Annotated in this window: 12 protein-coding genes and 1 other RNA gene; 7 read left to right on the forward strand and 6 right to left on the reverse strand. The window is 42.6% G+C overall.

Annotated elements, in window-relative coordinates; translation table 11 throughout:
- From dnaK to grpE, 3 genes are all read right to left on the reverse strand, one after another.
- A partial coding sequence (gene dnaK / locus M9194_RS21255; protein ID WP_250614714.1) for a molecular chaperone DnaK occupies nucleotides 1-1,167 on the reverse strand: 1,167 nt, incomplete at its 3' end.
- 241 nt (nucleotides 1,168-1,408) lie between these two features.
- Nucleotides 1,409-2,683, reverse strand: coding sequence for a dicarboxylate/amino acid:cation symporter (locus tag M9194_RS21260; RefSeq protein ID WP_250614725.1), 1,275 nt, complete (start codon nucleotides 2,681-2,683; stop codon nucleotides 1,409-1,411).
- A gap of 515 nt (nucleotides 2,684-3,198) precedes the next feature.
- Nucleotides 3,199-3,816 (reverse strand): nucleotide exchange factor GrpE, encoded by a 618-nt coding sequence (grpE, locus tag M9194_RS21265; RefSeq protein ID WP_250614715.1) that lies wholly within the window; start codon nucleotides 3,814-3,816, stop codon nucleotides 3,199-3,201.
- Nucleotides 3,817-3,966: 150 nt separating this feature from the next.
- Here grpE and nadK point away from each other — a divergent pair, with 150 nt between their 5' ends.
- From nadK to bamE, 3 genes are all read left to right on the forward strand, one after another.
- Nucleotides 3,967-4,851: an NAD(+) kinase gene (gene nadK, locus M9194_RS21270; protein ID WP_250614716.1), complete on the forward strand. Its 885-nt coding sequence runs from the start codon at nucleotides 3,967-3,969 to the stop codon at nucleotides 4,849-4,851.
- Between the two features lie 177 nt (nucleotides 4,852-5,028).
- Nucleotides 5,029-6,693 (forward strand): DNA repair protein RecN, encoded by a 1,665-nt coding sequence (gene recN / locus M9194_RS21275; RefSeq protein WP_250614717.1) that lies wholly within the window; start codon nucleotides 5,029-5,031, stop codon nucleotides 6,691-6,693.
- Between the two features lie 164 nt (nucleotides 6,694-6,857).
- Complete coding sequence (bamE, locus tag M9194_RS21280) at nucleotides 6,858-7,223, forward strand: outer membrane protein assembly factor BamE (RefSeq protein ID WP_250614718.1); 366 nt, start codon at nucleotides 6,858-6,860, stop codon at nucleotides 7,221-7,223.
- A gap of 119 nt (nucleotides 7,224-7,342) precedes the next feature.
- Here the strand turns inward: bamE and M9194_RS21285 are convergent, their stop codons facing one another.
- A complete protein-coding gene (locus M9194_RS21285; RefSeq protein WP_250614719.1) occupies nucleotides 7,343-7,696 on the reverse strand; it encodes an RnfH family protein in 354 nt (117 codons plus the stop codon).
- Nucleotide 7,697: 1 nt separating this feature from the next.
- Nucleotides 7,698-8,129 (reverse strand): SRPBCC family protein, encoded by a 432-nt coding sequence (locus M9194_RS21290; protein ID WP_250614720.1) that lies wholly within the window; start codon nucleotides 8,127-8,129, stop codon nucleotides 7,698-7,700.
- A gap of 130 nt (nucleotides 8,130-8,259) precedes the next feature.
- Here M9194_RS21290 and smpB point away from each other — a divergent pair, with 130 nt between their 5' ends.
- Both smpB and ssrA read left to right on the forward strand, forming a co-directional pair.
- On the forward strand, nucleotides 8,260-8,745 hold the full coding sequence (smpB, locus tag M9194_RS21295) for an SsrA-binding protein SmpB (RefSeq protein ID WP_250614721.1): 486 nt from the start codon (nucleotides 8,260-8,262) through the stop codon (nucleotides 8,743-8,745).
- Between the two features lie 77 nt (nucleotides 8,746-8,822).
- Nucleotides 8,823-9,190, forward strand: a transfer-messenger RNA (tmRNA) gene (gene ssrA, locus M9194_RS21300).
- Between the two features lie 307 nt (nucleotides 9,191-9,497).
- Here the strand turns inward: ssrA and M9194_RS21305 are convergent.
- Complete coding sequence (locus tag M9194_RS21305; protein WP_250614722.1) at nucleotides 9,498-10,532, reverse strand: hypothetical protein; 1,035 nt, start codon at nucleotides 10,530-10,532, stop codon at nucleotides 9,498-9,500.
- Between the two features lie 554 nt (nucleotides 10,533-11,086).
- Here M9194_RS21305 and hipB point away from each other — a divergent pair.
- Both hipB and M9194_RS21315 read left to right on the forward strand, forming a co-directional pair.
- Nucleotides 11,087-11,335 (forward strand): type II toxin-antitoxin system antitoxin HipB, encoded by a 249-nt coding sequence (gene hipB, locus M9194_RS21310; RefSeq protein WP_250614723.1) that lies wholly within the window; start codon nucleotides 11,087-11,089, stop codon nucleotides 11,333-11,335.
- Nucleotides 11,335-12,636, forward strand: coding sequence for a type II toxin-antitoxin system HipA family toxin (locus M9194_RS21315; protein ID WP_250614724.1), 1,302 nt, complete (start codon nucleotides 11,335-11,337; stop codon nucleotides 12,634-12,636). Before hipB ends, M9194_RS21315 begins: the two co-directional genes overlap by 1 nt.
- The last annotated feature ends 186 nt before the right edge of the window (nucleotides 12,637-12,822 follow it).

Genomic DNA, 12,822 nt, shown 5'->3' on the forward strand with positions numbered 1-12,822 from the left:
AAGTACGTCTTTCACGTCACCCGCAAGTACACCACCTTGAACCGCTGCGCCCATAGCAACCGCTTCATCAGGGTTCACGTCACGGCGCGCTTCTTTACCAAAGAACTCCGCCACTTTCGCTTGAACCATAGGCATACGAGTTTGACCACCTACAAGGATAACGTCAGTCACGTCACCCACAGACAGGTCTGAATCAGCAAGAGCAACTTTCATTGGCTCTAGAGAGCGTTGTACTAGGTCTTCCACTAGAGATTCTAGTTTAGCACGCGTCACTTTCACGTTCATGTGCTTAGGACCTGTCGCATCTGCCGTTACGTACGGTAGGTTAACGTCAGTTTGTTGTGTAGAAGACAGCTCGATTTTTGCTTTTTCAGCCGCTTCTTTCACACGTTGCATCGCAAGAGGATCGTTCTTCAGATCGATGCCTTGCTCAGACTTAAACTCATCAACTAAATAGTTGATTAGACGGTTATCGAAGTCTTCACCACCAAGGTGAGTGTCACCGTTCGTTGCCAGTACTTCGAATGTTTTCTCGCCTTCTACTTCATCGATTTCGATGATTGAGATATCGAAAGTACCACCACCCAAGTCGTATACTGCGATAGTGCGATCGCCGCCTTGCTTGTCTAGGCCGTAAGCCAGCGCTGCCGCCGTTGGTTCGTTGATGATACGTTTCACTTCAAGACCAGCGATACGACCCGCATCTTTCGTTGCTTGACGCTGCGCATCGTTGAAGTAAGCAGGCACTGTGATGACTGCACCGCTGACTTCTTCACCAAGGAAGTCTTCAGCCGTCTTTTTCATTTTCTTCAGTACTTCCGCAGAAACCTGAGGCGCCGCCATTTGTTGGCCTTGTGCTTCAACCCAAGCATCACCGTTGTCAGCCTTAACAATCTTGTATGGCATGATTTCGATATCGCGTTGTACTTCTTCGTCTTCAAAACGACGACCGATAAGACGCTTAATTGCAAATAGCGTGTTCGTTGGGTTAGTAACTGCTTGACGTTTAGCAGGCTGACCAACCAATGTTTCGCCATCTGTATAGGCAATAATTGACGATGTGGTACGCTCACCTTCCGCGTTTTCAATGACGCGTGGTTTTTCACCATCTAGAACGGCAACACAAGAGTTAGTTGTACCTAAGTCAATACCAATGATCTTACCCATCAGGCTATCTCCGAATAAATTCTGTATTTCATTTTGCTATATCCCTTATATTGGGATGGAGAATGGTCTTTCAACCCTCTCTAACAAACAAAATGACTTGTTTGTTTTTTGTCATGCCCCTTAGATAAGGGCAGCAAATCACTTTTCAAGGGTAAATTAAAAAAACTTGTGACTTTTTATTCGTGCAAAAAACAAAACGGAGGCACTAGGCCTCCGTATCATCATATTTTTATCGTTCAAGTCACGAGTTATTCATCGCCACTTGATTCGGCTCTTTCGCTTGCAGATCAATTTCACCTTCACTTTTAGCAACAATGGTATTGACTGCAGTATCGCCCACAACGTTTGAAGACGTGCAGAACATATCGCAGATACGGTCAACGGCAGCAACGATAGCAAGACCTTCAGGTGGTAAACCTAGCTGATGTAATAGAACACCAATCATCACGACACCACCACCCGGTACGCCACCCGCACCAACAGATAGCAGTAGAATCGTTAAGCCGAGTGTAAATATGTCTGCGGCGTTTATGGGTTGGCCAAACGCGTTCGCAACGAAGATGGTTGCGATAGTAATGTAGATGGATACCCCTGACATATTCATTGTCGCGCCCAGCGGCACACCAAAACCTGCCACTGATTTCGAGACATTCAGTTTTTCAGTCAGCGTTCTGAGTGTCACTGGAATCGTCGCATTTGAGCTGGAGGTCGACAAAGAAAACATGACTTGCTCACGCGTCGCACGAGAAAATTCTTTAGGTGATATCTTAGTCGTCAGTCCCACGGCCATTGGATAGAACACAAAAATCCAGAATGCCAATACCGCCACAACCAAGACCACATAACCTGCCACAGAGATAAGCGTGTTCGAATCAAGTGTTGCGCCTAGCTGCACCATCAAAGCAAACACACCGTAAGGAGCTAAGCTCATCACCAAGCCGACTAGCTTCATCATGATTTCGTTAGCCATTTTAAACGTGTTCACAGCAGGCCCACCGCGCGTATCCAATGCTTGGATGGCCAATCCGGTCAGAATTGCCATAAAGATGATTTGCAGCATGTCACCATCAGCAAAGGCTTGAATAGGGTTGCTTGGCACGATATTGACAACCAGTGAGAAAATATCCGGTGTTTCTGTGGTTGATAACGCCACTGAGTGAGACACGGTTCCTGCAAGATTCGCCCCTGCACCTGGTTGGAAAATCAGACCAATGGCCAGTGCAGCACTGATAGCAATAATGGTATTCACAATATACAGAGTGAAGGTTTTTCCACCTAAACGGCCAAACGCAGTAATGTCTTTAAGCTCGACAATGCCGCATACAATCGATACATAAACTAATGGGATAACAAGAAGTTTAATGAGGGAAACAAACATCCCTCCAGCACCTTCAGCGGCGCCTAAAACATAAGTGTCAAAAAAGCTGATATCACTTAATACATATTGGATCGCGGTACCGAGCAGTAACCCAGCAAACAAGCCTATAAAAATTTTACTTGAGAGCGACTTATCCATCATTCGTCTCCTGAATAATATATTGATTTTGTAATATTCGGGGCGTCGCTGCCCCATTATTTTCCCTTAATAGTCGACATAACAGCTAGTGGCAGCAAAAAGGTTTTGCCAAGTCATGTAGACTTGGTCCCAACGGAAAAGAAGCGCGGCCAGAAACACTGTAAGGTTAAGCATTAACGGTATGTTGTGTTTAAAACGCTAGTGATAATACACATATTAATTACAATTCAAACCTTTCAGACACAAATTCGTTACACCGCACCATGATGCACATTAATTGAACAAAAAATGGTTAAACTGCTGAATTACCATGTCACTTTCGCTGATAGTAGTCATATTGATGAGATAGGCGGTTTCAATAACACAAAGAAACTGGGCAACTAAGAAATAATGGCAATTGCTTGAAATGATGGAACTTACACTGTTTCAAACAGCAAAAAAGAGAGGCACGTGCCTCTCTTTTCTATTAATAAATTGAAACAAATTCGCGTTTGTTTCAATGATGCAATCGATGCTTATTTAGAAACCATAACCATCGCAGGGCGAATCACACGGCCATTAAGCTCGTAGCCTTTCTGCATCACGAACATAACCGTATTAGGTTCATGATCTTCGCTTTCTTGAATTGACATCGCTTGATGCAGTTCCGGATTAAAGGTTTCACCTTCTGGGTTGATTTCTTTTAGGCCAAACTTGCTCACCACATCTGTAAATGTTTTGTGAGTCAATTCCACACCCTCAAGTAGTGGTTTAACCGCTTCATTCTCAGCGTCAGCCGCTTGAATCGCACGCTCTAGGTTGTCGATCACTGGTAATAGCTCTTCAGAGAACTTATTCAATGCGTATTTACGAGCTTTGTCTATTTCTTGCTCTGTACGACGGCGCATATTTTCAACTTCCGCTTTCGCACGAAGCACAGACTCTTGCTGCTCCTGCACTTTAGCTTCACTGGCTAGCAATGCCGCTTCTAGCTGAGCAATCTTTGCCTCTTGTTCATCAACTGGTTTTTCTTCGTTCCATTCGATATCGGAGTCAGAGCCAACTACGTCTACATCTTGGTCAACTTCTTGATTAAGTTGCTCTTCCTGTGACTTTAGCTCTTGCTCTTTCACTTTATTTTCTTCGTTGCTCATGATAATGATATTTCCTGAGTTTAACCTAATGAGTAGACAAGCCAGTTAATTTTATCTGCCTATCTACACAAAAATTCGCTTATCGGGCTTACTTGCCATTATTATGGGGATGAAGATTCCTGAATCAAGCCTATTTCGATTGGAAAAAATATGAGAAAACCATTTGAAGTCATCGCTATCATTGGAAAACCGCGAGATCAACAAGCCATTCAGACTCACAAAGAGCTGTTTTTATGGCTATCTTCAGAAGGTTACGATGTTCTAATTGATGAACGTTTATCCGATGTATTAACTGATATAAAAAAACAACACTTTGCCAGCTTAATTGAGATTGGCCACCAAGCAAACCTCGCTATTGTTGTTGGTGGTGACGGTAACATGCTTGGGGCAGCTCGTGTTCTCTCCCGATTTGATATTTCAGTCATTGGTGTCAATAAAGGAAGCTTGGGTTTTCTAACCGACTTGGACCCAGAAGGTTTCCAATTATCACTAAAAGAAGTATTAGCAGGAAAATACATCGAAGAGCAGCGATTCTTGCTTGAAGCCGAAGTGCATCGTCATGGGCAAGTGAAAAGTCACAACGCCGCGCTTAATGAAGCCGTGTTACACCCAGGGCAAGTCGCTCATATGATTGAGTTTGAGGTGTATATTGAAGACACCTTCGCTTTTTCTCAACGCTCCGATGGATTGATTGTCTCGACACCGACTGGTTCAACCGCTTACTCTTTGTCCGGTGGTGGGCCGATTTTATCCCCTAGCCTCAACGCCATCTCCTTAGTGCCTATGTTCCCTCATACGCTATCCAGTAGACCTCTGGTGGTTGATGCTAAAAACAAAATCAAACTCATTGTTTCACCGAACAATCGCGGCATACAAGAAATAAGCTGTGACAGCCAAATTTCTTTACCTGTCTCACCAGGCGACGAAGTACTCATCTATCAAAGCCCGAATACGCTAAAACTCATTCACCCAGAAGATTATCGCTATTATCACATTCTTAGAAATAAACTCGGATGGTCGAGCAAACTGTTTTAGGGCAAAAAGTAGTCACAAGTTCAAATAGTTAAGAGCGCTCTAATTGGCGCTCTTTGTTTTATTCATAACGAACCGCTGAGGCGATCCGCACAAATTACCACTCATGCCTTTACTGTATATGAAAACAGTATATACTGCATTAATATACAGTATTGTTTATTTACACAGGTATGTAGCATGTTGGTTCATTTAAGCGTTAATAATTTTGCTATCGTAAAATCATTGCAACTTGAACTTTTCAAGGGAATGACAACCATCACCGGTGAAACTGGTGCCGGAAAATCCATTGCTATTGATGCACTTAGTCTCTGTCTAGGTGGCCGCTCTGAAGCCAATATGGTCAGGCAAGGAGAAGAAAAAACGGAAGTCGGTGCTACGTTTACCGTCGATAACAATCTCCATGCAAAAAGTTGGCTAGAAGAGCACGATTTACTCGATGGCAATGAATGCATTCTACGTCGCACCATCACGAAAGAAGGCCGCTCGCGTGCCTATATTAATGGTAGCTCAGTATCGCTTTCGCAACTCAAATGCCTAGGCCAACTGCTCATTAATATTCATGGACAGCATGCCCATCATCAACTCCTAAAAAACGAACACCAGCTTTCTATGCTGGACCAATATGCAGGTCATAGCCAACTGCTAGTCGACACTCGTCAAACCTACTTTACTTGGCGAAGAGCAGAAAAAAACCTCAACGAGCTGAAAGAAAACAGTGAAAAAAACCTCGCTCAAAAGCAGTTACTTGAATATCAAATTAAGGAATTAAACGAACTAGCGGTTGGCGAAAATGAGTTTACTGAATTAGAGGCCGAGCACAAACTTCTCGCCAACAGCGGAGAAATTGCTAGTCACTGCCAACAAACCATAGACCTGATATACGAGGGAGAGAATGTCAACGCACTGGGCATATTGCAATCAGCCAGCCAATATTTAATTCAGCTATCTGAACTCGATGACAAACTGTCAGGCTTACCAAGCATGCTTGATGAAGCCATTATTCACATCGAAGAAACCAATGCTGAACTGCGTAACTACCTCGATAACATCGACGTGAATCCACAAAGAATGGCCGTTGTTGAAGAGCGATTCTCTAAGATCATGTCGATGGCACGTAAGCACCACGTCTCACCAGAAACGCTATATCAACATCATCAAGATCTTCACCAGCAAATCGAAGAGCTCGATTGCTCAGACGAAAAGCTAGAATTACTCGCCCAAGATGTCGAGGAAAAGTATCAAGCATTTTTAACCTGCGCGAGCGAACTACATAAATCTCGCCAAATCTATGCCAAAGAGCTCAACACACTGATTAGTCAAAGCATGCATGAACTGAGCATGGAAAAAGCAAAGTTCTGTATTGAAGTCACTGAACAACTTTCTTCTCCGAGCTCATTGGGCACCGATAATGTCGAGTTTCTTGTCTGCACCAACCCAGGCCAGCCTATGCAGCCAATTGCTAAAGTCGCCTCTGGAGGGGAGCTATCTCGTATCTCGTTGGCCATTCAAGTTATTACGGCTCAGAAAGTCGACACACCAAGTTTAATCTTTGATGAAGTCGATGTCGGCATCAGTGGGCCTACGGCCGCTGTCGTTGGCAAAATGCTACGGACGCTGGGTAACTCGACCCAAGTGCTTTGCGTCACTCACCTCCCTCAAGTGGCAGGTTGTGGTCACCAGCAATTGTTCGTTGCCAAACAAACGAAAAATGGCATGACAGAAACACAAATGAGCCTGTTAGATGAACAACAACGCATTTCTGAGCTTGCTCGGCTGTTAGGTGGTAGCCAAATCACAGCCTCCACACTGGCCAATGCTAAAGAATTGGTGGTTGCAGCCTAATAACAGCGCTATAGCCTATCAGAGAATTTTCTAGGCTAGCCATAGCAATAAAAATACTTATTAAGTTGAAACAAATCTTATTCACTAGAGTCTAACGTAAAGTTTTTACTTTAGGCTCTAGCTTGTTTATTATCTGCCCCCAAGACGAATAAAAGAACTCCAATATGCAATTAAAGAAGTGGCTCATCACCATTCCACTATCAGTGACAATCCTTTCTCTCTCCGGTTGCTCGGTATTGGAGAGACTTGTTTATCGTATTAATATCAATCAAGGTAACTACGTCGAACAAAAAGCGGTCAACAAACTTAGAATCGGCATGACGAAAGAACAAGTCCAGTTCGTCATGGGTACCCCAATGCTTGTTGAAAACGGCTATCCTGATATTTGGTATTACATTTACCGACATACCGCAGGTCATGCTGCCCCAGTACAAAAAGATCTCGTTGTGTACTTCGATAAGCAAGGCAAACTCACTAAGATTTCCGGTGACTATCCACCTTCAAAAGACTTTGACGATCCGGCAAGCTAACGCTGGAGCCTTATACCTAAGTGACTTAGGTATAAACATAAATGCAAAAAAGCTCGTACAATACGAGCTTTTTTGTTGCGATTTTCTATGCCCACCTAACGACGTGGTGAAACGTCGATTTACTGATCTTTGCGCAGCGAGTTAGGCTTACCACCAGTCACAGGATCTGCTTTGCCCACTTCTTTGGCCTGCTCGGCTCGCTTGCGACGAATTTCTTTCGGATCGGCTAACAAAGGACGGTAGATTTCAATGCGGTCTTTGTCATTAACGGTAGCATCTAGTGAGATGTTGCGGCTAAACACGCCGACTTTGTTTTTATCTAAATCTATTTGAGGGTATTGCTCTAATACCCCAGAGTGCTCGATAATTTCCTTTACGGTCATTTCGCTACTGACGGCAAGATTGAGCACGCGCTGCTCGTGAGGCAAGGCGTAGACCACCTCAACATGTATCATTTGGCCTTCGATGCCCATATCAGACGTAAACCTGTTTCGCACGCAAAGTAAAAGCGTTCACCATATTACTGGTCAATTCATTAAAGATTTTGCCAAAAGCGACTTCAACCAGCTTGCTGGAAAATTCAAACTCAAGTTTAAGTTCCACCTTACATGCCATGTCATCTAATGGCGTAAAGTGCCAGCCACCTTTTAGAACTTTAAAAGGTCCATCGACGAGACTCATTAATACTGACGCACCCGGGATGAGATGATTGGACGTTGTAAACGTTTTGCTGATGCCCGCCTTAGAGACATCAACAGATGCAACCATTTTACCTTCAGCGTTCTCAATAATGCGCGAGCCTGAGCATCCTGGCAGAAACTCTGGGTACTTCTCAACATCGTTCACCAAATCGTACATCTGATCAGCACTAAACGAAACCAATGCTGAACGGGTGACTTGCTTCATACTTGTTCCTCTTCACGGTGCGTTGGGTCAGCAATCTTTTATAGAAAGTGGTGCAATTTTACTGGTATTCTCACCAAGCGCAAATAAAAGCGTTCCCTAACCCAAATGCAACCCGTATAATGTTGTAATTATGGCAAAGAAAAAATCGAAATCAAAAGCGGGTAGTAATACTATCGCGCTAAATAAAAAAGCTCGTCACGAATATTTCATTGAAGATGAGATAGAAGCTGGCATGGAGCTACAAGGCTGGGAAGTCAAATCACTAAGGCAAGGTAAAGCCAATATCGCAGAAAGCTATGTCTTCATGCGTGATGGTGAAGCCTTTGTTAGTGGTATGACGATTACTCCTCTTAACCAAGCGTCCACTCATGTGGTTGCTAACCCAACACGTGTACGTAAACTTCTCCTATCACGTCGAGAGTTAGACAATTTATTTGGCCGCATTAACCGTGAAGGCATGACACTTGCCGCGCTATCGCTGTATTGGTCTCGCTCTTGGGTGAAGATAAAGATCGGTGTCGCCAAAGGTAAGAAGCTTCACGATAAACGCGAAGATGTCAAAGATAGAGATTGGCAAAGGCAAAAAGCACGCGTTATGAAGAGTGCACTGCGTTAATCTTAACCACTTAAACTAATAGATACCGCATAGTTATGGACAGAATACGCAATTCTGGTACTATGCACGTTCTACCTGGGGCTGATTTAGGATTCGACGGGAATTTTGCAGTCTAAGGTGCATGCCGAGGTGCGGTAGGCCTCGTTAACAAACCGCAAAAAAATAGTCGCAAACGACGAAAACTACGCACTAGCAGCTTAATAACCTGCTCAGAGCTCTCTCGCCCTAGCTTCCGCTTGTAAGACGGGGAATCACGAGAGATCAAACAAAATCAAGCTGGCGTGGATTCTCCCACCTGAGAGATGAAGCGTGAGATTTAATTCAGGTTAGCCATTCAGTCGCGTGTCGGTTCGCAGTTGGGTGGTGAAATTAAAGATCGACTAAGCATGTAGTACCAAAGATGAATGGTTTTCGGACGCGGGTTCAACTCCCGCCAGCTCCACCAATTCTACATTTAAAGACGTCCTAGGGCGTCTTTTTTTGTGCATAAAAAACATGAATCTCACATAACAGCCCAATACTCAGCCTGAATAGCTACCAATGACAGTCAAGATTTAAAGTGGTGCAGTACGAGTTCTAGCCGCGACTAAAAGCTTAGCTAGTACATAGTGTCAGGACAAAGCCACTGGAACATTTCGTGAGTGGCTGTAGTACTTATATAAAACGCGTGTTGTCTATATGAGGTTGAAGTAGCAATGAATCATTGCAATCTAAACATAGCGCAATAATTCCTTTACGAGATTCAAGTAACTCTAGAGATTGGCACTACCACACTTAGCACACAGTTTTGTATTTGCACGTACGCTCGTCTTATCTGAGATAACATTCTGTTTGTCTTTTTTAACTATATAATCAAAAAAGTGCTCTATCGTTTGAATGATATCGCCTACTGACTGATAGAAGCCCAAATTCAAGTGCACCAACAATTTATCGTATAGAACGTTCGATAAGTTTGATTTTTCTGTATTGTAAGGGCGATCCCATTTGTTTACTGTCCACCCTTGTTTTTGATAATAGGCAACAGACGATTCAATTTTGGATGGAATGGTATTCGTCGCGTGTGACTTCCCTTGAGATTTTCCTGTCATTAAGAAATACGCTGCATCTTTGACACTTTTTCTGATATGAGGAGCAAGTTGAGCGACACTCATCTGCGTTAGCATTTTACGAATTACATCATATGTCTTTTGTGGAGGCTCAGCCAAATCAGCTTCTTGACAAAAATATCTCAAGAAGACAACAGCCTCCGAGACTTCAATATGCTCTGCCAGGTTACATAGGTGCTCAATATCCTTTCTATCCACTTCTACATTTCCATTCATCATCTGCTCAAAATCAGAGAGGATATGATGGTAAATATCTTCGATACTGCGAGTCTCTGCATCGCTAAAAGAAATATTAGCTTGATAAACTTGCCAGTTCGTTAGTGCACTTTCTGAAGGATTCAACACAACGTCGTTAGGCAGCTTTTCAACAACAGGAAAGATGAGCCCTTTGTCAAGTAAGTGGCTGTAGATAGCACCGTCAAGAACTCCCGCAGGCGAAAGTATTGAGTTTGAACTAGTCATTAGTTTAGAAGGTAAGAACTCACGGCTACCTAACGGAATAAGGCTCGCAAGATAAATCTTATCAACTAGAGACAAATCACTATAAGATAGCTTGGCCGATGGAACCGGGAACATTTCCTTCAGTTTAACTAAGTTTTCTTGATAGCGCAGTTCTAGGGCTTCAATCTCTCTACGTTTCTTTTCCTTTTTTTCATACTTACAATGTTCACAAGGGCACATTGGATCAGCTCTAGCACTATCAAATTGATGGCTACATTCAGGGCAAATATACTCCCGAAGCCTGTTTGACTTAGACGTTGGCTTTTCAAGAACATCATTTGAACAAAGTTGACATTTGATACTCGTCTGAAGTAACGGAAACTGGCTTACTAATGCACTTGAAGCTATACCAGCTATATCGTACAGCTCTATTATCTCAGAGTTTTTAAGTTCGTTACTACGGTACATTTCATAACATTCTAAAATCTGTTCTTCAGTCAAGTGTGAAAATATACTTTTGTTCAAACTTCCTTTACACATATACATCCTGATCTAGTTATATTGTTGTTAACCTGCTTCTTTAGGGGGGATTACCTTATGCCTTTAATTTATTCAATATCCCCACTAAAGGATACACACTCAATTATCCTTTAGTGGGGATAAGTCACAATTTACCCCTACCAGGGGATATTCTTTTCTCTATCCTTACTAAGGGATATACTTTATTCTATCCTTACTAGAGGATAATAAGATATCTTATGGGTGTGCTTTAACTCAATAGAGGGCTGGAAAAAATGATATATAGTCCAAAGCAATTAGCGGACATGATGCTACTGATACGTCAAAAGAACGGATGGACACAATCAGAACTAGCAAAAAAAGTCGGCATCAAGCAAACGACGATCTCGAACTTCGAGAACAACCCAAACAAAACAACGCTTTCTACCTTCTTTAAACTTGTCCAGGCAATGGAACTAACATTGAGTATCCAAGAAAAAGCACTGGTCACTTCGTTAAATGAAAATGATGATGAGAGTTGGTAATGCAGAAGCTAATCGCATACATGAATGGTGAACTTGTTGGTACTTTAGAGAAATATAAGAATGGTGCTCACACTTTTCAATATGATAAAAACTGGATAACCAATGCGGTGACCCGCCCACTATCATTGTCTTTGAAACTTCAATTACCAGTAATCACTTCCGATGCGGTTATAAACTATTTTGACAACCTCTTGCCAGACAGCCCTCAGGTCAGAGATAGAATCGTTGCAAGGTACAAGGCGTCATCCAAACAACCATTTGATCTCCTGAAAGAAATAGGAAAAGACAGTGTTGGTGCGATTGCTTTACTTCCTCCAGAGCTCCCTTATAAAAAAGAACCACTTAGCTACGAAGTCCTGAATGACAAAAAACTAGAAACTGTTCTTTCTGCATATAAGTCTGATATTCCGCTAGGAATGCTCGAAGAAGAAAAAGACTTTAGAATCTCCGTGGCAGGTGCACAAGAGAAAACGGCTCTCCTATTCGTTGATGAGCAATGGTGTATACCGAAAGGAAACACTCCCACTACTCACATCATCAAACTACCAATAGGCGAAATACAACAAGCTAACGCGACCCTAGACCTCAAAGATAGCGTAGAAAACGAGTACCTTTGTATTGAGTTAGCTAGAGCTCTGGGATTCGCAGTTCCCAACGTCAATATAATCAAAACAGACAACATTAAAGCTTTAGCTGTAGAACGCTTTGATAGACGCTGGACAAAAGACAAAGCAGGCTTGCTACGGTTACCTCAGGAAGATATCTGCCAAGTGTTTGGTATGCCATCATCCATTAAATACGAATCTCAAGGTGGCCCTAGCATAGCTCAGATCATGGAGTTGTTAATGGGGTCAAGTAATGCTCTAGAAGATCGATATGACTTCATGAGGTTCCAAGTATTTCAATGGCTCATTGGCGCTACAGATGGACATGCTAAAAACTTTTCTATCTATATTGATAAAGGAGGGAGCTACAGACTCACTCCATTCTACGATATTTTGTCAGCCTACCCACTACTGGGAGGAAAAGGGCTCAATATCAGAAAGCTAAAGCTGGCGATGGGATTGAAAGCAACGAAAGGCAAGAAGTATGAAATCAGTAAAATCCTGCCTCGTCACTTTTTGGATACAGCTAAAGATGTAAACTTTAATCAAGACACGATGCAAGAGATAATTGATGAGATGAAAGATGCCTTACCTAAGGCAATGTTACAAGTAAGTGCTACATTGCCTGAAGACTTTCCTGAGCATATCGTAGACTCAATTTTTGAGAATAGTCAGAAAATAGTTAAGAAGATTTAGCTATATAAAACCAGAGTTATCGGGGTAATTAACATAAGCGGACGCGGGTTCAGTTCCTTTTTCAGTAAGAATTTGCTGTAACATTCAATGTGACAGAAAATTTAAACAGTAGTTTTAAGTTGTTGAACTTCATAAAAATGAGATAGCTATTCAACTCCCGCCAGCTCCACCAATTCAACATTTATT

Origin of the sequence: Vibrio sinus (genome assembly GCF_023634645.1) — a bacterium.
GTDB classification, from domain to species: domain Bacteria; phylum Pseudomonadota; class Gammaproteobacteria; order Enterobacterales; family Vibrionaceae; genus Vibrio; species Vibrio sinus.